General features: G+C 64.5%; 21 protein-coding genes. 3 read left to right on the top strand and 18 right to left on the bottom strand.

What is annotated here, in order from left to right; translation table 11 throughout:
• Nucleotides 1-131: 131 nt before the first annotated feature.
• A complete protein-coding gene (locus Q0X68_RS08075) occupies nucleotides 132-386 on the top strand; it encodes a hypothetical protein (RefSeq protein ID WP_297750060.1) in 255 nt (84 codons plus the stop codon).
• A gap of 697 nt (nucleotides 387-1083) precedes the next feature.
• Complete coding sequence (locus Q0X68_RS08070) at nucleotides 1084-2094, top strand: CapA family protein (RefSeq protein WP_297750057.1); 1011 nt, start codon at nucleotides 1084-1086, stop codon at nucleotides 2092-2094.
• Nucleotides 2095-2109: 15 nt separating this feature from the next.
• Here Q0X68_RS08070 and tyrS read toward each other — a convergent pair whose 3' ends face one another.
• The 15 genes from tyrS to Q0X68_RS07995 all read right to left on the bottom strand — a co-directional run bounded on the left by tyrS (nucleotide 2110) and on the right by Q0X68_RS07995 (nucleotide 16743).
• Nucleotides 2110-3360 carry a tyrosine--tRNA ligase gene (gene tyrS / locus Q0X68_RS08065; protein ID WP_297750054.1) on the bottom strand — a complete coding sequence of 417 codons (1251 nt, stop codon included), beginning with the start codon at nucleotides 3358-3360 and terminating at the stop codon, nucleotides 2110-2112.
• 10 nt (nucleotides 3361-3370) lie between these two features.
• Entirely contained in the window at nucleotides 3371-4798 is a 1428-nt protein-coding gene (gene argH / locus Q0X68_RS08060; RefSeq protein WP_297750051.1) for an argininosuccinate lyase, read from the bottom strand.
• The gene (locus Q0X68_RS08055) at nucleotides 4795-5277 is read right to left on the bottom strand and encodes an arginine repressor (protein ID WP_297750048.1); all 483 of its coding nucleotides are present in this window, start codon (nucleotides 5275-5277) and stop codon (nucleotides 4795-4797) included. The genes argH and Q0X68_RS08055 overlap by 4 nt, the downstream gene beginning before the upstream one ends.
• On the bottom strand, nucleotides 5274-6443 hold the full coding sequence (locus tag Q0X68_RS08050) for an acetylornithine transaminase (RefSeq protein ID WP_297750044.1): 1170 nt from the start codon (nucleotides 6441-6443) through the stop codon (nucleotides 5274-5276). Before Q0X68_RS08050 ends, Q0X68_RS08055 begins: the two co-directional genes overlap by 4 nt.
• Nucleotides 6440-7318 (bottom strand): acetylglutamate kinase, encoded by an 879-nt coding sequence (argB, locus tag Q0X68_RS08045; protein ID WP_108871628.1) that lies wholly within the window; start codon nucleotides 7316-7318, stop codon nucleotides 6440-6442. Before argB ends, Q0X68_RS08050 begins: the two co-directional genes overlap by 4 nt.
• Nucleotides 7315-8466, bottom strand: coding sequence for a bifunctional glutamate N-acetyltransferase/amino-acid acetyltransferase ArgJ (argJ, locus tag Q0X68_RS08040; RefSeq protein ID WP_297750041.1), 1152 nt, complete (start codon nucleotides 8464-8466; stop codon nucleotides 7315-7317). Before argJ ends, argB begins: the two co-directional genes overlap by 4 nt.
• Nucleotides 8463-9488, bottom strand: coding sequence for an N-acetyl-gamma-glutamyl-phosphate reductase (gene argC, locus Q0X68_RS08035; protein WP_297750038.1), 1026 nt, complete (start codon nucleotides 9486-9488; stop codon nucleotides 8463-8465). Before argC ends, argJ begins: the two co-directional genes overlap by 4 nt.
• 8 nt (nucleotides 9489-9496) lie before the next feature.
• On the bottom strand, nucleotides 9497-10027 hold the full coding sequence (locus Q0X68_RS08030) for a TetR family transcriptional regulator (protein ID WP_297750035.1): 531 nt from the start codon (nucleotides 10025-10027) through the stop codon (nucleotides 9497-9499).
• A 91-nt stretch (nucleotides 10028-10118) separates the two neighbouring features.
• On the bottom strand, nucleotides 10119-12608 hold the full coding sequence (gene pheT, locus Q0X68_RS08025) for a phenylalanine--tRNA ligase subunit beta (RefSeq protein ID WP_297750033.1): 2490 nt from the start codon (nucleotides 12606-12608) through the stop codon (nucleotides 10119-10121).
• Nucleotides 12605-13714, bottom strand: coding sequence for a phenylalanine--tRNA ligase subunit alpha (gene pheS / locus Q0X68_RS08020; RefSeq protein ID WP_297750030.1), 1110 nt, complete (start codon nucleotides 13712-13714; stop codon nucleotides 12605-12607). The genes pheT and pheS overlap by 4 nt, the downstream gene beginning before the upstream one ends.
• The gene (locus Q0X68_RS08015; protein WP_297750027.1) at nucleotides 13698-14519 is read right to left on the bottom strand and encodes an RNA methyltransferase; all 822 of its coding nucleotides are present in this window, start codon (nucleotides 14517-14519) and stop codon (nucleotides 13698-13700) included. The genes pheS and Q0X68_RS08015 overlap by 17 nt, the downstream gene beginning before the upstream one ends.
• A gap of 7 nt (nucleotides 14520-14526) precedes the next feature.
• On the bottom strand, nucleotides 14527-14892 hold the full coding sequence (rplT, locus tag Q0X68_RS08010; protein ID WP_297750024.1) for a 50S ribosomal protein L20: 366 nt from the start codon (nucleotides 14890-14892) through the stop codon (nucleotides 14527-14529).
• A gap of 47 nt (nucleotides 14893-14939) precedes the next feature.
• A complete protein-coding gene (rpmI, locus tag Q0X68_RS08005; RefSeq protein WP_108871620.1) occupies nucleotides 14940-15146 on the bottom strand; it encodes a 50S ribosomal protein L35 in 207 nt (68 codons plus the stop codon).
• Nucleotides 15147-15190: 44 nt separating this feature from the next.
• Nucleotides 15191-15898, bottom strand: coding sequence for a translation initiation factor IF-3 (gene infC, locus Q0X68_RS08000; protein ID WP_297750021.1), 708 nt, complete (start codon nucleotides 15896-15898; stop codon nucleotides 15191-15193).
• A 233-nt stretch (nucleotides 15899-16131) separates the two neighbouring features.
• On the bottom strand, nucleotides 16132-16743 hold the full coding sequence (locus Q0X68_RS07995; RefSeq protein WP_297750018.1) for an SseB family protein: 612 nt from the start codon (nucleotides 16741-16743) through the stop codon (nucleotides 16132-16134).
• 68 nt (nucleotides 16744-16811) lie between these two features.
• Between Q0X68_RS07995 and Q0X68_RS07990 the strand changes: the two genes are divergently transcribed.
• Nucleotides 16812-17309 carry a hypothetical protein gene (locus Q0X68_RS07990; RefSeq protein WP_297750015.1) on the top strand — a complete coding sequence of 166 codons (498 nt, stop codon included), beginning with the start codon at nucleotides 16812-16814 and terminating at the stop codon, nucleotides 17307-17309.
• A gap of 6 nt (nucleotides 17310-17315) precedes the next feature.
• Here the strand turns inward: Q0X68_RS07990 and Q0X68_RS07985 are convergent, their stop codons facing one another.
• Genes Q0X68_RS07985 through Q0X68_RS07975 form a run of 3 tightly spaced genes read right to left on the bottom strand, consistent with a single transcriptional unit; the run spans nucleotide 17316 to nucleotide 19014 of the window.
• Nucleotides 17316-17870, bottom strand: a complete 555-nt coding sequence (locus Q0X68_RS07985; protein WP_297750012.1) for a PH domain-containing protein — start codon at nucleotides 17868-17870, stop codon at nucleotides 17316-17318.
• Nucleotides 17867-18715: an ATP phosphoribosyltransferase gene (gene hisG / locus Q0X68_RS07980; protein ID WP_297750062.1), complete on the bottom strand. Its 849-nt coding sequence runs from the start codon at nucleotides 18713-18715 to the stop codon at nucleotides 17867-17869. The genes Q0X68_RS07985 and hisG overlap by 4 nt, the downstream gene beginning before the upstream one ends.
• A 35-nt stretch (nucleotides 18716-18750) precedes the next feature.
• Nucleotides 18751-19014 carry a phosphoribosyl-ATP diphosphatase gene (locus Q0X68_RS07975; protein ID WP_108871615.1) on the bottom strand — a complete coding sequence of 88 codons (264 nt, stop codon included), beginning with the start codon at nucleotides 19012-19014 and terminating at the stop codon, nucleotides 18751-18753.

The raw sequence follows: 19014 nt of genomic DNA, 5'->3' as shown, positions 1-19014 counted from the left end.
TCCTGAGCCAGGATCAAACTCTCCGTTGAAAAAATGTCGGTTTAGGTGTTTATCCCATATACCGTCAACAGAAAAATGATTCTGACAGGATCCATTGCTGGATCTAATCAATTAATCAAAGGAACCGTTACATGAATAATCATGTGACGGGACGCACTAGCAATTTCTTGCGTGTGCATTATTATTTGGCATTGACTTTAAGTACGCTGTTGAGTTCTCAAGTTTCGGTTGCGTCCCATATTGGTTTGCCTGTGGGCATTCCAACTTGGGGCAACTTGATCAACCTTACTTTTGGATTTCTACCCTGTCAAATCGGGCTGATTTCCATCGTTTTGGCTGATGCATACCGCTTTGAGCGGCTTGATCAACTTTACTCGGTTTGTTAGCTGCTGTCAACTTGGCGCTTGCGCATCTCGTTGAGATCACTGCTACTAGCCTGGCGGCCAGCCGAGTTTGTAGTTGTTCGTCGCATCTGCGGCGAGTGGCCACTCTACTCAGCTTTCTTTCGGCAGTCAAATCGACTTGCAGCTTCACAATGTTGAGTTGTGTTGATCTTTTGTTCCCTTGGTTAGGCAACTTGCCTTACCTTACGCCCTTCTCTAACCCGAGTCAACTCGGCTTATTTTGGGCCGCACCGGTTTCCGCGGACCTTGAGTGGGTACTACTCGCACGCACACTCGCCCGCTTCGACGCTGGTGTTGGGATTGCTTCCTGGTCCGGCCTTTCGTCCGTTTCACCGAGGCAGCTCGAGAAACTATACACATGAGTTCGAGGACCGCCAAATCGCGCTCAGCTGAGGCATATTCTTCCCCTCTCGAGCGCAGCCCGTGCCTCGAATCTCTTTATGATTCCCCCATGCAGCCACGACGTATCCCTCCACTACTTGCCCCTCTACTGGCTTTCGGTCTCGCGGCCTGCGCCTCTCCAGAGGCGCCTCCAGAGCCAGCCAGGTCTGCAACCGACGCCGCCACAGTCATCCCAACAGCATCGCCCACTCAATCTGCTGGGCCGAATACATCGTCGCGCCCGTCTTCGACTCCCTCACCGTCGCCGACTAGAGAGCTTCGCGGCGTCACCATCAATGTGTCTGGTGATCTGCTCTGGCACAACACGCTGTGGGCGTCGGCAAAACTGGATGCTCCCGAAGGCGCTGAGGAGGGTATGGATTTCGGGCCGCAGCTCGCTTCGCTGCAGCCGTTCGTCGAAGACGCCGACTTGGCGATCTGCCACTCTGAAGTGCCTTTCGCACCCAAAGGCGGCCCCTACCACAGCTACCCGACATTCGCTGCTCCGCCGACCATCGCCTCGACGTTGAAGAAGCTCGGCTGGGATCTGTGTACCACTGCCTCGAATCACGCGATGGATCAAGGCTGGGAGGGGCTCGTGCGCACCGTCGACGATTACGAAGCCGCAGGCATCCAGGTGGCCGGCTCGTACCGGACAGAGGCTGAGGCCTCGAAGCCTGTGATCTACACCACTGAGTCGGGCGTCAAGGTGGGTATCGTCTCGCAAACATTCGGGCTCAATGGCATCCCGAAGGCTAAGGGCAAGGATTGGTCTGTGGATCTCATCGACGCTGACAAAGCCGTCGCGGATGCCAAGGCGGCCAAGGAAGCCGGGGCGGACATCGTCGCGGTGCATGTGCACGCCGGTACGGAGTACCAGCACAACCCAGACCCACAGCAGCGTGAGTTTGCGGAGGCGGTGACAGCGTCGCCGTATGTCGACTTCGTGTTTGGACAACACGCGCATGTGGTGCAACCCATCGACAAAGTCAACGACAAGTGGGTGCTCTACGGCTCCGGCAACCTCATCGCGCAAAGTGGCCCGTCGAAACCCTGGACCTACGACGGGTACATGGCAACGATCACGCTCGCCGAGCAGCAGGACGGATCGTTCGCCGCCAAGCAGGTTGAGTGGGCGCCCACCTACATCACCCGGCATTCACGCGGCAATCCCGCACGCGTCTATCTCATCCCCGATGCGCTCGCGAAGGGCGAGGGGCCAGCTGGGGAGCTCAAGCAGTCTGCGTCGAGGACCCGCGAGATTGTGACCAAGAACAAGCCAGCGGGCCTCGTCGAACGAACACAGTGAGTGTAGGGGCGAAGCCTAGCTGAGCACTACGCCGCCGACGGTCTTGCGACCTCGTCGGATTACCCCATAGCGGCGGTGCAGGAGCTGGTTGGCGTCGACGAACATGTCGGCGTCGGCCACCTTCTCGTTATTGAGGTACGCGCCGCCCTCATTCACGGCGCGTCGCGCTTCGCTCTTGGATTTGACGACCCCACTCAGCACCATGACGTCCACGAACGGCATCGGCTCGGGCAACGGCGCAGCATCCACCTCGCGCATGACGCCGTCGAGGGTGGCGTCGTCGAGTTCTTGCAGCTCGCCCCTGCCGAAGATGGCTTGTGCAGCGGTAACCGCCGCCTTGCGCTGCTCGACGCCGTGTACGAAGTCGGTGATGTCGTCAGCAAGCGCTTTCTGCGCCTCGCGCTTGAACGGCGCTTCGGCAGTAGCACGCTCCAGTTCGGCGATCTCTTCCGGCGAGCGGAAAGTGAACACCTTGAGGTATTCGATCACCTTCGCGTCTTCGGCGTTCAAGAAGAACTGGTGGAATGCATACGGGCTCGTGAGCTCCGGATCGATCCAGATTGCGCCGCCTTCGGTCTTGCCAAACTTGGTGCCGTCAGCTTTCGTGATGAGTGGCGTTGCGAGCGCGTGCACCTTGGCTTGGTCCGAGCGGCGAAGCAACTCGACGCCCGCGGCGAGGTTGCCCCACTGGTCCGAGCCACCGGTCTGCAGCGTCACACCGTGGCGACGGTGCAACTCGCGGAAGTCATTCGACTGCAGCAGCACGTAGCTGAACTCCGTGTAGCTGATGCCTGATTCGAGGCGACTCGCGACGATCTCGCGGGCGAGCATCCGGTTGACCGGGAAGTGTTTGCCCAGGTCACGGAGGAAATCGATGGCCGAGAGGTCTTTCGTCCAATCGAGGTTATTCACCATCACGGCAGCGTTCTGGCCCTCGAAGGAGACGAACCGACGAGTCTGCTCACGGATCTGCTCCACCCAGCTCGCGACGACCTCGGCATCATTCATCACGCGTTCCCCGGAAGCCTTCGGATCGCCGATGAGGCCGGTGGCTCCCCCGACGAGCAAGTGCGGAACGTGCCCCGCGTCTTGCAGCCTTCTGGCCATGAGGAGCTGCATGAGGTGCCCGATGTGCAGGCTCGCAGCGGTGGGATCGAAGCCTACATAGAACTTGACGGGGCCTTCGGCCAGGTGCTGCGAAAGTGCTTCTGGGTCGGTGGAGTGCGCGACGAGCCCGCGCCAGTTGAGATCCTCGAACAAGTTCATACCCCGAACCCTACTGGGTGCTCCCCTCTCGAGCGCCAGTTGCCCACGCTGTAAGGCGCGAACGCGCTTCCTGCAGCTCAGCGATCTGCTCCCTCACCCGCGCTGGAGCGGTGCCGCCGCGGCCGTCCCGGGCTGCAACAGATCCCTCGACGGTGAGCACGTCGAGGACGCCATCGTCGAGATGCTCCGAGATGTGGGGAAGATCGTCCTCGGTGAGGTCGGAGAGCGTGATGCCCTTGCGTTCGCAGAAGCGCACCGTGGCGCCGGCGACCTCGTGCGCGACGGCGAACGGCACTTTCTGGCGCACCAGGTGGTCGGCTACGTCGGTGGCGAGCGAGAAGCCCAACGGCGCTACCTCGGCCATGCGCTCCGGATGGAAGGTGAGGGTGCCGACCATGCCCGCGACCGCCGGGATGAGCACATGCAGCTGGTCGATGCCGTCGAAGATCGGCTCCTTGTCCTCCTGCAGGTCGCGGTTGTAGGCCAGCGGCATGCCCTTGAGTGTGGCCATGAGCCCCGCGAGGTTACCGATGAGGCGGCCCGACTTGCCACGAGCGAGCTCTGCCACGTCGGGATTCTTCTTCTGCGGCATGATCGACGACCCCGTCGACCAGGCGTCGTCCAGCGTGGCGAACCCGAACTCTGCGGTGCACCACACGATGACGTCTTCGCTCAGACGGGACAGGTCGACGCCGATTTGGGCGAGGATGAACGCCGCTTCCGCGGTGAGGTCGCGGGCGGCCGTGCCGTCGATGGAGTTCTGCACCGACGAGGAAAATCCCAACTCCTTGGCGACGAGGCCAGGGTCGAGCCCGAGCGACGAGCCTGCCAGCGCCGCCGACCCGTACGGGCTGATCGCGAGGCGGGCGTCGAGGTCGCGCAGACGCTCGGTGTCTCGCACCAACGGCCAGGCGTGTGCGAGCAGGTGGTGGCTGAGCAGAATGGGTTGCGCGGACTGCAGATGGGTGCGCCCCGGCATGACGGCGCCCAAGTAGCGTTCCGCCTGTTGCTCGAGGGCGGCGAGCACACCGTCGAGATCCTGGGCGATGAGCCGGATCTCTTCCCGAAGGTAGGAGCGGATGAGGGTGGCGATCTGGTCGTTGCGCGAGCGGCCGGCGCGGAGCCTGCCACCCAGGTCGGCGCCGACGATGTCCTTCAGCCCACGCTCCAACGCGCCGTGCACGTCCTCGTCGCTTGGCGCTGGCACGAACGCTCCAGTGCGCACCTGCTCGGCCAACCGCGCGAGGCCGGCATCCATATCTGCGGCCTGCTGATCGTCGAGGTAGCCAGCTGCGTGCAGCGCCTTAGCGTGCGCCCGCGAGCCGGCGATGTCGTGCAGGGCAAGCCGCCAATCGAACTGGGTTGATTTGCTGAGCGCGAACATCGCCTCGCTGGGGCCACCGTCGAAACGTCCGCCCCACAGCTTTCCCTCAGTCACGATTCCTCCATCGGTCGTCCAGTCATGGTCATAGTATTCAGCCGCGCCATCAAGACGCCTGCTGCTTGCTCGGACTCCGTAATCACGAGCACCGTGTCGTCGCCCGCAATCGTGCCGACCACGCCCGGAAGTCCGGCTTGGTCCAAGGCCGACCCGAAGTACTGCGCGGCACCAGGCGGCGTGCGCAGCACGATCTGGTTGAGCGCCGAGCGCTGCGTTTGCACGAGCTCCGCGCACAGTTGGGCGAGTTTCACCTCTGCACCGTGCAGCTGCTCGTGCAGCACGTACGCCAGCGCACCCCCGGAGGTGCGCTGCCGAACAGCGCCGATGGCGTGGAGGTCCTTGGATAGCGTGGATTGGCTCGCTACGATGCCCTGAGCGTCCAACGCATCGACGAGTTCTGCCTGCGAGGTGAACCGGCCTTCGGTAATGATTTGGCGCAAGATCGCTTGACGGCCGGCGCGCGACGCATCGTTCATGCGCGCTCCAACAGGGAAGGCAAGACGTCGACAAAGGCCTGGAGGTCGCTCTGCGTGGCGATGAGCGGCGGAGCAATCCGCAGCACGTTCGGGCGCGGCGCATTGATGATGAATCCCGCGTCCAAGGCGGCGTCAGCGATGGCGGGTGCCACGTCGCGGGCAAGCGCGATGCCCCACAGCATGCCTCGGCCACGTACCTCGACGATGTCGGGGTGTTGCAGCGCACGCAGGGCATCGGAGAGCCAATCCCCCGTGCAGCGCGACGCATCCAGCAAGCCCTCCTCGAGCACGTCGAGCACAGCGTTGCCTGCGGCTGCCGCGACGGGGTTGCCGCCGAACGTCGTGCCGTGCAGACCAGGCTGGAGGAAGCCGGCCGCCTCGCCCGTCGCGAGACACGCACCGATGGGGAAACCGTTGCCCAGGCCCTTCGCGAGCGTCACGATGTCGGGCATGACGCCCTCGGCTTGGTGGGCAAACATTGCCCCACAACGTCCGATGCCGGTTTGGATCTCGTCAATCCAGAGCAAGGACCCATGCTCAGCCGCGATGCGTCGCGCGGCCGCAACGTATCCGTCCGGCGCCGGCACCACGCCGTTCTCGCCCTGGATGACCTCGAGCACCACCGCAGCGGTGGCGTCGTCGACGGCGCTCTCCAGTGCTGCGACGTTGCCGTACTCGACGAATTCAACGTCGCCGGGGAGCGGCTCGAACGGCGCCCGGTAGCGTTCATTCGCGGTGATGGCGAGCGACGCCGCAGTGCGTCCGTGGAAGGCGCCTTGCATGGCGACAATCTTGGTTCGGCCGGTCAGGCGGGTGAGTTTGAATGCGGTTTCGTTGGCTTCGGAGCCGGAGTTCGAGAAAAAGACTCTCGCCGACGGGTCACCCAAGTGTGCTGCGAGCCGTTCAGCCAAACGAATCTGTGGCTGCGATGCGAAGAGGTTGGAGATGTGCCCGAGGCGCCCCAGCTGCGCGGTCACCGCGTCGGTGATGCGCGGGTGCGCATGCCCCAACCCCAGCACGGCGAGGCCCGAGAGCAGGTCGGTGTACTGTTTCCCGTCGGCATCCCACACGTGGACGCCTTCTCCGCGCTCGAAGACGCGCTTCGGCGTGCCGAAGGCGTTCATCATCACCGCGCCGTAGCGCTGTTGCAGTGCGTCGTTGCTCATCGTGTCACCATCGTTCCCACACCTTCTTCGGTAAAGATGTCCAGCAGCAGAGCGTGCGGCAGCGTGCCGTCGTTGATGGTGGCGCTCTTCACGCCCCCATCGATCGCGGCCAGGCACGCCTCGATCTTCGGAATCATGCCCGTCTCGAGCGTGGGCAACAGCGCGCGGGCATCGTCGGCGGTGATCTCTCTAATGAGCGAGTCGGGGTCTGGGTAGTTTGCGTAGAGGCCGGCGACGTTGGTGAGCATGACGAGGCGTTTCGCCCCGATCGCCGCCGCGAGCGCGGCCGCAGCGGTATCGCCGTTGATGTTGTGCACCACGCCGTGTTCGTCGGGTGCGATCGACGCGACGACGGGCACCCTGCCGGCGTCGATGAGGTCGATGAGCCCCGACGGGTCTACCTCGGCGATATCGCCCACCAGCCCCAGGTCGATTTCCTCGCCTTCGACGGTCGTCGTCCTGCGCGTCGCGGTGAACAGGCGCCCGTCCTCACCGGACATGCCGACGGCGAATGGCCCCTGCTGGTTGATGAGGTTCACGAGCTCACGCCCTACCTGCCCGACCAGCACCATGCGCACCACGTCCATTGCCTCGGGTGTGGTGACGCGGAAACCGCCCTTGAACTCGGAGTGCACGTCGAGACGGTCGAGCATCGATGTGATCTGCGGGCCGCCCCCGTGCACCACCACCGGCTTCACGCCGACGATGCGGAGGAACGCGATGTCCTTGGCGAGGGCTGCCTTGCGTTCGTCGTCGAGCATGGCGTTGCCGCCGTACTTGATGACCATGATCTCGCCGATGTATTCCGCGAGCCACGGCAGTGCTTCGATGAGGGTGTCTGCCTTGCGTACGGTCGTTTCGATGTCCACCGTCATGACGAGTACTCCGCATTCTCTTTCACGTAGTCGTAGGTGAGATCGTTCGTCCGGATCGTGGCGCTGTGGGGCCCTGCGTGGAGGTCGACGAGCACGTGTACATCGCGGCCCGAGAGATCGACGAGGTTGCGGTCGTCGCCGATCTCGCCGGCGCGGCAGACCATGACCCCGTTGAAGCTCACGTCGATCTGATCGGGGTCGAACGCCGCGTCGGTGACACCGATGGCGCTCAGCACGCGCCCCCAGTTTGGGTCTTCGCCGAACACGGCGCACTTGAACAGGTTCGAACGCGCGATCTCTCTACCGACGAGCTCAGCGTCGCTCTCGGTTGCCGCTCCTTCTACCTCGACGGCAATGGTGTGCTTCGCACCTTCCGCGTCATTGATGAGCTGGCGCGCGAGGTCTGCTGACACCTCGCGGAGTGCTTCGGTGAGCTCTGCCGTCGATGGGGATACTCCGGAGGCCCCGGAGGCGAGGAGGATCACGGTGTCGTTGGTGGACATGCAGCCATCGGAATCGGCGCGCGAAAACGTCGTTCGAGTCGCTTCGCGCAGCGTGTGGTCCAGCATGGCCGGGTCGACGTCGGCATCGGTGGTGAGGACGACGAGCATTGTCGCGAGCTCGGGCGCGAGCATGCCAGCGCCCTTCGCAATGCCTCCCACGCTCCAGGAGCCGCGATGCACCACGGCTTCTTTGGGCACGGTGTCGGTGGTCATGATGGCTTGCGCAGCATCCGACCCACCGTCGGCGGAGAGCGCCTCGACAGCGGTGCCGATGCCGTCGAGCAGTTTCGTCATGGGCAGGCGCTCTCCGATGAGGCCGGTGGAACACACGGCGACGTTGTCAGCGGGCAGTGTGAGCAGTTCGGCGGCCTTGGCGGCGGTGGTCGCCGCGTCCGTCAACCCGGCGGCCCCCGTGCATGCGTTCGCGCCACCGGAGTTCAGCACGACCGCTTGGATCTGCCCGTCGGCAACGGCGTGGCGGGACCACTTCACCGGGGCCGCCTGCACGCGGTTGCGGGTGAACACCGCTGCGGCTGCCATGCGTGGCCCGTGGTTGACGACGACGGCCAGGTCTCGAGCGTCGTTCGGTTTGATGCCTGCCGCGATGCCCGAGGCGGTAAATCCTTTCGGCGTGGTGATGCTCACGGTGCTACTCCAATCGAGCTGAGGCCGGTGGCTTCCGGCAGGCCTAGTGCGAGGTTCATGGACTGGATGGCGCCGCCTGCGGTGCCCTTGGTCAGGTTGTCAATCGCGGCGACAGCGATGAGCTGCCCAGCGGCGGGGTCGACGGCAACCTGCACCGTCGCGTTGTTCGAGCCAAGCACCGCGGCTGTGGCAGGCCACTGCCCCTCCGGCAGCAGATGGACGAACGGCTCGTCTTCATAGTGCTTCTGGTAGGCGGCGCGTACGTCGGCGGCCTCTCCGACGAGGGGCGCGCTGCAGGTGGCGAGGATTCCCCGTGGCATCGGCACGAGCAACGGCGTGAAGCTGACACCGACGTGCTGCTCGGTGAGGCTCCCGAGGTTCTGCGTGATCTCGGGGGTGTGGCGATGCGTGCCTCCCACGCCGTAGCAGGTGGCGTTACCCATCGTCTCGGCGCCGATGAGGTGTGGTTTGGGAGCCTTGCCCGCACCCGACAGCCCGGATGCGGCAACGACGACAATCTGCGAGGCGTCTACGAGGTTGGCAGCCACCGCGGGCATGAGCGCCAGCGTGGTGGCCGTTGGGTAGCACCCTGGCACCGCGACGCGGCGCGCGCCACGGAGTTCGGCTCGTTGCCCGGTGAGTTCGGGCAGCCCGTACGGCCAGGTGCCCGCGTGCTCAGAGCCGTAGAACTGCGTCCAGGCGTCAGCGTCGCGAAGTCGGTAGTCGGCCCCGCAGTCGATCAGGAGTGCGTCGTCGCCCAGCTGTGCTGCGATGGCTGCCGATTCTCCGTGTGGCAATGCGAAGAACACGACGTCGTGGCCCGCGAGGGTGTCGGCGTTCGTCGGTTCGACTACGCGATCCACGAGCGGGCTGAGGTGCGGCTGGTGCGCACCGAGTTTGTCGCCAGCCGACGAATGCCCCGTCAGGGCACCAATCTTGACTTCGGGGTGTGCCAGCAGGAGCCGGAGCAATTCACCGCCCGCGTAGCCCGTGCATCCAGCCACAGCAACGTTGTACGTCATGCAGATAACTATGCCATATCACTAATAGTTATTCCAATGCCTCGCTCCAGGATGGCGATTCCTTCCGCGAAGATGTGCTCTGCTTCATCGGCGTCGAACTCGCTGAGTACACCCAGCGCGGCCAGCTGTGCGCGGGTTTGGTCGTGCAAGGTCGAGCCCAGCACGAAGTGTTCGACGGTGGCGAGAGCGGCAGGTTCGATGTCGTCGGGCAGCAGATGCCGGACGGATTCCGTCGGATCCACCTCCCCCAGCCCCACGGCACGGCTCGACAGCACTAACTCGGCAGCGTCGCGGTGCGCCAACAGCGCCTGGCGGTAGCCGAGCGCCCACGCCGTGAGCGACGTGGCTGTCGGCACCTTGTGGAGGATCTCGTCAGCCACCGCTGAGAGCAGAGACTGCTTGTTCGGGACGTGGTAGTACAGGGCTCCAGGTTGCACACCCAACACGTCGGCAACACGGCGCATGCTGAGGTCGGCCAACCCGAACTGGTCAAGGATGGCGCCGGCCGCCTCAACCACAGCGCGCTTCGTCAGTGCCATGCCGGCTCCACAACCATGCCGCCATGCTACCCAAACGCCGACGCGAGACCCGCGCAGACGCCCGGATTCACGCCTCGCAGGCGCCTCGCGCTCAGGCGCGTTGTATCGCCCCGCACCGTTCAGCCGCGACGTCCACCGCGGCTTGGCGAACCTGCGCGGCTTCTGCGTCCTTGAGCGTCTTCTCACCTCGAATGCGCAGCGCGAAGGCCAGGGACTTCTTACCCTCGTCGATCTGCTCACCGGTGTACACGTCGAACAGGTGCACCGATTCCAGCAGTTCGCCACCGCCTGCCACCAATGCGTCGTGCACCGCTGCCGCGGGCACATCCGCATCAACGATGAGAGCGACGTCTTCCTTCGCGACCGGGGCGCCGTGCAGGACGCCTATCCTGCCAGCGTGCGGGGCCGCGTCGAGCAGCTTGCCGAGATCAATCTCGACGGCACACGTGCGCGCAGGAAGCTCGAATGCGGCGATGACGCTCGGGTGCAGCTCACCGGCGTAGCCGAGCAGCGTCTCGCCCACGAACAATGCCGCAGCCCGCCCGGGATGCCAAGGCATGACATCGTCCACCTGCGTGCGCTGCAGCGTCACACCGACGGCCGCCGCTATGGTGTCCGCAAGCGCCACGACATGGCGCCAGTCCGCGTCGACGCCTGCACCGCCCCAGCCATCCGGGGTCCACTTGCCCGCAACTACACCGGCCAGATGTTCCGGTTGGCTGGGCAAGGAGGTGTTCAACGCAGCGATCTCATCGTCCGATGGGCGACCTGTGACGTCGGGCTTCGGCGCCGCGTGGGTGTCCACGTCGAGGAACACCGAGCCGAACTCGAATACCGCGAGATCGGTGATGGAACGGGAGAGATTCTTCGCCAGCACGCGGAACATCCCAGGCAACAGCGAGGTGCGCAGGAACGGCTGGGTGTCGGACAGCGGGTTGGCCAACCGCGTGGTGCGACGACGCACGTCGGTGGGTTCGATGCCCATACGGTCCAGGTCGTCTTCCGACATGAACGGCAGGCTCATCGTCTGCGTGAAGCCCAGCTGCGCGGCGGCGCGAACTGCGTCGCGACGGGCCTGCTGCCTCGGCGTGAGACCGCCGCCCGAGGGTGCCACGGGGAGGCGCTTGCCGATGCGTTCGTAACCGATCTTGGTGCCGAGCTCCTCGACGATGTCGTACGGCTCGACGAGGTCATGGCGCCAGCTCGGGATCTCCAGGGTGAGCGAGTCGCCGAGGGCGGTGACGCCGATGCCAGAGGCCGAGAGCAACCGAGCGGCGTCGGATTCCGAGACGTCCAGGCCAAGGACGGATGAGATCAGACCGACGCGCAGTTTCACCACGCGCGGCGCGGGAACACCACCGACGAAGGTCTCCCCCGTCACCTGGCCGCCACCGTACTGGGTGATGAGCTTGGCCGCGCGTCGCGCGGCGGCGTAGTTCACCGCCGGGTCGACGTGGCGCTCGAAGCGCTTGGAGGCTTCTGAAATGAGCCCGTGGCGACGGAAGGTGCGAGACACGGAAGCAGCATTGAACGCAGCAGCTTCGAGGACGATGCGCGTCGTCGTCTCGCTGATCTCCGTCGACTCGCCACCCATCACGCCGGCCAGGCCGATGGGGCCCGACTCGTCAGTGATGAGCATGTCGTCCGTGTCGAGCTGGCGGGTCTGCCCGTCGAGCGTCACGACCTGCTCGCCCTCGTTCGCCATGCGTACGGTGATGGCGCCTTGGAGCTTGTCAGCGTCGTACGCGTGCAGGGGCTGCCCGGATTCGAGCATGACGTAGTTCGTCACGTCGACGGCGAGCGAGATGGCGCGCACGCCCGATGCCCGCAGACGGTCGACCATGAACTTCGGCGACGGGGCCTGCGGGTTCACACCCTCGATGGTGAGGGCCGTGAACGCGGTGCATCGCTCGGTGTGGAGCTGCACCGGGTGGCCGGAAGTGGCTTGCTCCGGTGGCGCCTGGCGGTACTTGTCGGTGTAGGGCAACGCGTAGGCCACCGATGCTTCGCAAGCGAGCCCACGCATCGACAGGCAGTGCCCGAGATCGGGCGTGACGTCGATGTCGAGCACATCGTCAGCGCTCCACAACAGTTCGATGGCGTCGTCGCCTGGATTGCCTTGTGAGAGCACCATGATGCCCTCGTGGTCGTCGCCGAGACCGATCTCGTCCTCGGCGCAGATCATGCCGTCGGAGATGTGTCCGTAGGTCTTCCTGGCAGAGATCTGGAAATCGCCAGGCAGCACGGCACCAGGGAGGGAGACCACGACGAGGTCGCCCACCTGGAAGTTGTGTGCACCGCAGACGATGCCGCGCGAGGCCGGGTACTCGTCGGTGGCGGGATCGTTGTGGGCCTCCCCCACGTCGACGCGGCAGTAGTGAATGGTCTTGCCGTTCTTCTGAGGCTCGTCCGTCATGCTGAGCACCCGTCCGACGACGAGCGGCCCGGTAACGGGAGAGCCGACGTGCTCCACCCGCTCGACGGTGAGGCCGAGCTTGGTGAAAACCTCCGCGATCGCCTCGGTGCTGGCGTCGTTCGGCAGCATAACGAGTTCACGGAGCCAGGAAACTGGGGCCTTCATCGTGCACCTCCGAGCAGAGATTGGCTGAAGCGAACATCGCCTTCGACGAAGTCGCGAATGTCTGGGGCGCCGTTACGGAACATCACCGTGCGCTCGATGCCCATGCCGAACGCGAAGCCGGAGTACTCGTCGGCGTCAATACCGCAGGCGCGCAGCACGCGCGGGTTGACGATGCCGCAGCCTCCCCACTCGATCCACCCTTCGGATCGGCAGGTGCGACAAGGATGATCGGGATTGCCGACGGATTCGCCCTTGCAGACGAAGCATTGAAGGTCGACTTCTGCCGAGGGTTCCGTGAACGGGAAGAAGTGGGGGCGCATGCGCGTCTCGACGTCGCCGAACATCGCTTTCGCGAAGTGGTCGAGCGTTCCTCTGAGGTGCGCCATCGAGATGCCTTTGTCGACGACGAGCCCCTCCAGCTGGTGGAACACGGGCAGGTGCGTGGCATCGTATTCGTCCGAGCGATACACCTTGCCAGGGCTCACGATGTAGAGCGGCAGATCTCTCGTGAGCAGTTCGCGAACCTGCACCGGAGAGGTCTGCGTGCGCAGCAGCTTCGCGTCGGAGCGCGGCTCAATCCACAGGGTGTCCTGTTCGCCGCGGGCGGGGTGGTCAGGCGGCAGGTTGAGCGCGTCGAAGTTGTACCACTCCGTTTCCGCCTCGGGGCCTTCTGCCACCTCGTAGCCGAGCGCGACGAAGACGTCAACCATCTGGTCGATGATGGCGGTCACCGGATGGATGGCGCCGCGCGGAACGATCTCGACCGGCAGCGTCATGTCAACGCGCTCCTCGACGAGCGCCGTCGCGAGTTCTTCCTGCGCCAGAGCCTCCTGGCGAGCCCCGAGGGCTTGATTCACTTGCCCCCTGGCCTGCCCGACGCGCTTGCCGGCATCCTTCCGTGCTGCGGGAGGCAGCGCCCCAATCTCACGGTTCGCCAGCGCCAACGGGGAACGGTCGCCCGCGTGCGCGAGTCGAACCTGCTTCAATTCCTCACTCGAGGAAGCCTCGTCGATGGCGAGGAGCGCGTCGGCAACGTATCCCTCGATCACTTCCGGAGCCAGTGCGGCGACCTGCTTCGGGTCATAGTTGTCATTCGGCCCGCTCATGGGGGACTCCTTCCCTGCTTCTGCGCTGCGCGGAGGCGGTGGCGTACAGGCACACCGCTGCAGCGCTGGATAGGTTGAGGCTTTCTGCGCCGCCCCACATGGGAACAGCGACGACTTCGTCAGCCAAGGCCCGGTCGGCGTTGGGGAGCCCCCACGCCTCGTTGCCCATGATCCACGCGGTCGGGCGGGTGAGCTCGCCGCGCTGTTGTTTCAAATCAAGCGGTGCGCCATCGCCGTCGGCTGCCAGCACCTGCATACCGAGGCCGTGCACCGTCTCGACGGCCGCCTTCAACTCCATGCCGGTGATGATAGGCATGTGGAAGAGGCTGCCCACCGTCGAGCGCACCACCTTCGGGTTATACACATCGACGGATCCCGTCGTGAGGATGACCGCGTCGGCACCGAAGGCGTCGGCGCAGCGGATAACAGTGCCGGCGTTGCCTGGGTCACGCACCTGGGCGCAGATCACCACAAGCTTGGCGTCCGCCAGCGCGTCCAGCCCGAAGTTGAGCTGGCGGCACACTGCGATGACGCCCTGCGGGGTCACCGTGTCAGAGATCTGACGCATGGCCTGCTCGGAGGCCTGCCACACCTGCCCGTCGAAGCCGGCGAGCAGATCAACATGCTTGCCGATCTCGTCGACGATCACCTCGTCGACGAGGTTGCCTGCAGCGAGTGCTTCGCGCACCGCTTGTCTACCTTCGACGAGGAATTTTCCCGCGACGTCTCGACCGCGGCGCTGCGTCAAGCGACGAACCGAACGCAACACCCCGACCGGGAGCGCGGCGTCCGGTTCGTGGCGCACTGCGGAATCAGGCGGCGGTGGCCTGATGCTCCTTCGCGACCGCGACGAGCTGGTTAAACGCCGCGACGTCGTTCACAGCCAGATCGGCCAGGATCTTGCGATCCACCTCGACGCCGGCGTTCTTCAAACCGCTGATGAAGCGGTTGTAGGTCATACCCTCGGCGCGGCAGCCAGCGTTGATGCGCTGAATCCACAGCGACCGGAAGTCGCCCTTCTTGGCGCGGCGGTCGCGGTAGCTGTAAGTGGCGGAGTGGAGAATCTGCTCCTTCGCCTTGCGGTACAGCCGCGAGCGCTGGCCACGGTAACCCGATGCCTGCTCGAGAATCTCGCGACGCTTCTTCTTGGCGTTAACAGAACGCTTCACGCGTGCCATGGTGACTCCTTGGAATAAGAACTAGGTGGGTGGGATGGGGCGGACGCTTAGCGGCCCTTGTGCTTGCCGAGCAGCTTGCGGGCCTTCTTGGCCTCAACGTCGACAACCGCAACGTTGCCGCTCAGGCGGCGGATGCGTCGCGAAGTCTTGTGCTCATTGAGGTGGCCAAGGTTGGCCTGGCGGCGCATAAGTTTGCCCGTCCCGGTGGTCTTGAAGCGCTTCTTGGCGCCGGAGTGCGTCTTCATTTTCGGCATGACGTGCTCACTTTCTGTAGTGGGAAATTCAGGGACACGCCTCGTCAGAGGTCGATGTCCGGGTCCATGTTGTCTGCAGGGCCGCGCTTCTTCTTCGTGGGCTTGGTGGCTGCGGCCTTGGCGCGCATCTCTGCTTCTGCGGCCTTGTCGGCAGCGGCGTTCTCTTTGCGCTGTTCCATGCGTCGCGTGCGATCCCGGTCGCGGTCGACCTTGGCGTCGCTCTTCTTCTTCGTGGGGCCAAGCACCATGAGCATGTTGCGGCCATCCTGCTTGGGCGCCGACTCAACGAAACCGAATTCGGCGACGTCATCGGCGAGGCGCTGCAAGAGCTGGATGCCAAGCTCGGGGCGAGACTGCTCGCGGCCACGGAACATGATGGTGATCTTGACCTTGTCGCCGCCCTTGAGGAATCGGACGACGTGGCCCTTCTTCGTCTCGTAATCGTGGTTGTCGATCTTGAGACGCAGCTTCATCTCTTTGGTGGAGACATTCGACTGGTTGCGGCGTGCGTCGCGCACTTTCTGGGCGGCTTCGTACTTGTACTTGCCGTAGTCCATGAGCTTCGCGACGGGTGGGCGCGCTTGCGGCGCCACCTCGACGAGATCGAGCTCGCTCTCCTGCGCAAGACGCAGAGCATCCTCGACCCGGACGATGCCGACTTGCTCGCCTTTGGGGCCGACGAGTCGGACTTCGGGAACTCGAATGCGATCGTTGATCCGCGGTTCAGTGCTGATGACGCCTCCTGGGTACAAAGTTGGCGATCAACCAAAAAGGCCCCCGCGCATGCGAAGGCCGACGCGACCGCGTCGCGTGTGAACCCGGCCGCCTAAGCAGTTCGCGGGTGGGAGTGGCCTCCACTTGAACGGATCGACCCTGTTGGGTGATCAAATTGCTCGACCAATGTTACCCGACGGCACCCCCACCACCAAAACGCGTTGCGCCGGCACCGCGGGGTGGGCCGAGCAGGCACCACCAAGGGCGAGCGTTACTCGTCGGACTCTTCGCGTTCTGCGCGCTCAGCCTCGTCAATGATCTGCTCCATCGTGGCCAGTGAGGCTTCGAGCTGGGAAATGTGCTCTGCTCGTTGCGCATCCTCTTCCGACAAGGCGGACTCACGTTCGTATCGCACCCAGGCGAACTCCTCGCCCTCGAACTCGGCGACGGCGTACCCTTGTGCCAGCAGATTGAGCGCCTCGCCGGCGACGACCAACGATGCCGGGCCTGCGACGTCGATGAGCAGCTGGTTGGCCCCGGATTCCTGCACGGTGGCGCACAGTTCGTCGAGCGTACACGGGACGGGCCGAGCGTCAGCGTTCCACAGCTGCATCGAATCCAGGCCAGTGAACGCAAGCAGGAATTCACCATGCTCGTTCACGAGTTTGACCGCCGACATCTCGGCGCGACGATTCGGATCTGGCTCGCCGGTTTCGTCGCCCGTAGCGACAATGGGCATGAGCAACCGGCTCGAGCACAGCGCGACGAGCGCCCGGATGTACGACATTTGGTCGTCAACCCGTGCGATGGCCTGGCGCGTGATCGGGTCCGCTTCGCCGTGGTCGTCGGCGAAGCGGGCGTTCGGGTTCGCGAGCTCACTCATGCCAACCACTGTAGTGCGGCGAGGTGCACAACCCGCGGGGTTCACCGTCGCTGTGAGAGACTGAATACATGAGCACGAGCCTGCTGGTCACCATCATCCTCATGATTCTCGCCATCGCCCTCGGCGTCGGCTTCTGGGCCCACAGCCGACGGGCCCGCCCGCTGGTAGGCGCCGTCGGCTATGCGTTGATTCCGCTCGGACTGTTTTTCCTGGGCATCGTTGATCTGGCGGTGAACGGCGTGATGAGCATCGTGCATTGGGTGGAGCGGGTTGAGTGGGGCACAACCATGTCGGTGGGTGCCGGCCTCGCCGGGGGCGGCCTGCTGCTCGCCATCGTCGCGCTGTTCCTCCCGAAGGAACCGAAGGCCAAGGCTGCTGCACAGCCTCAACCCCAGGCCGGGCGCCGTCCTGTCGCAGGGGCTCAACCCGCCGTCGGAAACACGAAACGCCCCACCGCTGCGGGGGCGGGGAAGCCCGCGGCGCCCGCAGGGAAGCCTGGCAAGGACGGGCTCACCGACGAAGATAGGGAGATCGAGGAGCTGCTGAAACAGCGCGGCATCATGTAGCGCCACTCAGCGCGGGGCGTCGTCTTCACTGGGCCGCAGATCGCCGCTCGTCGCGCCATTGGCTTTCAGCCAGCGACGAAGCGCCCGCACCTTCCGCTGCGCACCCTCACCTTCCAACGACTGGATGGCGAGCGTGGCACGTCGACGGTAGCCCGTCTCGGTGGTCTCGTCTTTGACAAGCAGGTATGCCCATGGGTCGCCCTTACGCAGCCGGAGGCCGGCAATCTGATCGATGGGATAGTGCTTGATGAACGGCCCATTACGAACGACGACCTGACCGTCGCCCGCCCACAGATGTGAATAGCCGATGCCCAACATCATCGCGAGCATCACGATGAGGAAGAACATCAACGTGGCCAGCTGGAGTGTCGACACCTGCGCCCGCACATTCGGCCCGAGCACCCACCAGAAGTACAGCGCACCACTCAGCAGCACCATCGACAAAATGATCGCCGTGAGTAGCGCGGGGACGCTCACGTAGCTGAGGCTCTTGGGCTCGCCGCTCCCCTCATCGTGGTGGTCCGACGGCTGGGGCTGCGGCATGGACTGTTCGTTGGTCACAGGCGACACGCAACCAATTCGGTGAGCAGGATGCCGCGTGCGCCGGCCTCGTACAGCTTGTCCATGAGCAAGTGCACGCCCTTGCGCGGCACGAGCGCGCGGACCGCGTACCAACCATCCTTGGCGAGCGAGCTCACCGTCGGACCGTCGACGCCGGGGGCGAGCGCAAGCGTCGCGTCGAGAGCATCGGCTGCGACGTTGTAGTCCATCATGCAGTAGTTCTGCGCCACCATCACCGAACGCAGACGGGTGATCAGCGCCTCGACCGCCGAATGGTTAACCTCGTTGCCGTTGCGCTCGATGAGCACGGCCTCGGAAGTGCAGATCGGGTCGCCGAACAGGCTCAGACCCGCCTTGCGAAGCGTGGTTCCGGTGTCGACGACGTCGGCCACCACGTCGGCTACGCCAAGGCGGATGGCAGACTCCACCGCGCCGTCCAGCTCGACGATCTCCGCCTGCACGCCTCGCTCGGCCAGGAAGTTGCCGAGCAGGCCGGCGTAGCTCGTCGCGATGCGCTTGCCATCGAGCTTGGTCTCGTCGATGCCCGACGATGCCGGCGCGGCGAACCGGAACTTCGAGGCGCCGAACCCGAGGCCCATGATCTCCGTCGCGGCGGCGTTGGAATCGAGCAGCATGTCGCGCCCGGTGATACCGACGTCGAGGTCGCCGCGCCCAACATAGATCGCGATGTCGCGGGGGCGAAGGTAGTAGAACTCGACGTTGTGATCCGGGTCGACGAGGGTGAGTTCTTTCGAGTCGCTGCGCTGGCGATAGCCGGCACTCAGCAGCATCGTGCGCGCGTGTTCGGACAACGATCCCTTGTTCGGGACCGCCACTTTGAGCAGCGGTTCAGTCACCTGCGGTCAGCCTTTCGTGATGGTCAGAGGTAGCGGTACACGTCGTCGAGGCTCAGCCCAAGGGCCAGCATCATCACTTGGCAGTGGTAGATGAGCTGGCTGATTTCTTCGGCCGCTTCCTCACGCGTTTCGTATTCAGCGGCCATCCATACCTCGGCAGCCTCTTCAACGATCTTCTTCCCGATGGCATGTACTCCCGCGTCGAGGCGAGCGACGGTGCCGGAGCCCTCCGGGCGCGTCTCGGCGGTGTGCGTCAATTCTTCAAACAACGATTCAAACGACTTCAT

It is taken from the genome of uncultured Tessaracoccus sp. (genome assembly GCF_947286155.1).
In the GTDB taxonomy this organism is placed as follows: Bacteria; Actinomycetota; Actinomycetes; order Propionibacteriales; family Propionibacteriaceae; genus Arachnia.
Note: the sequence above shows the minus strand (reverse complement) of the source record. Positions and strands in the feature narration are given on the sequence as shown.

Coding starts and splice junctions, on each gene's coding strand:
- Q0X68_RS08050 (WP_297750044.1), bottom strand. CDS start 6,443: ATGAGCAACGACGCACTGCAACAGCGCTACGGCGCGGTGATGATGAAC.
- Q0X68_RS08030 (WP_297750035.1), bottom strand. CDS start 10,027: ATGGCACTGACGAAGCGCGCTGTGGTTGAGGCGGCCGGCGCCATCCTT.
- Q0X68_RS08055 (WP_297750048.1), bottom strand. CDS start 5,277: ATGAACGATGCGTCGCGCGCCGGCCGTCAAGCGATCTTGCGCCAAATC.
- argC (WP_297750038.1), bottom strand. CDS start 9,488: ATGACGTACAACGTTGCTGTGGCTGGATGCACGGGCTACGCGGGCGGT.
- tyrS (WP_297750054.1), bottom strand. CDS start 3,360: ATGAACTTGTTCGAGGATCTCAACTGGCGCGGGCTCGTCGCGCACTCC.
- Q0X68_RS07975 (WP_108871615.1), bottom strand. CDS start 19,014: ATGAAGTCGTTTGAATCGTTGTTTGAAGAATTGACGCACACCGCCGAG.
- Q0X68_RS08075 (WP_297750060.1), top strand. CDS start 132: ATGAATAATCATGTGACGGGACGCACTAGCAATTTCTTGCGTGTGCAT.
- pheS (WP_297750030.1), bottom strand. CDS start 13,714: ATGAGCGGGCCGAATGACAACTATGACCCGAAGCAGGTCGCCGCACTG.
- Q0X68_RS07995 (WP_297750018.1), bottom strand. CDS start 16,743: ATGAGTGAGCTCGCGAACCCGAACGCCCGCTTCGCCGACGACCACGGC.
- pheT (WP_297750033.1), bottom strand. CDS start 12,608: ATGAAGGCCCCAGTTTCCTGGCTCCGTGAACTCGTTATGCTGCCGAAC.
- Q0X68_RS07990 (WP_297750015.1), top strand. CDS start 16,812: ATGAGCACGAGCCTGCTGGTCACCATCATCCTCATGATTCTCGCCATC.
- rpmI (WP_108871620.1), bottom strand. CDS start 15,146: ATGCCGAAAATGAAGACGCACTCCGGCGCCAAGAAGCGCTTCAAGACC.
- rplT (WP_297750024.1), bottom strand. CDS start 14,892: ATGGCACGCGTGAAGCGTTCTGTTAACGCCAAGAAGAAGCGTCGCGAG.
- argB (WP_108871628.1), bottom strand. CDS start 7,318: ATGACGGTGGACATCGAAACGACCGTACGCAAGGCAGACACCCTCATC.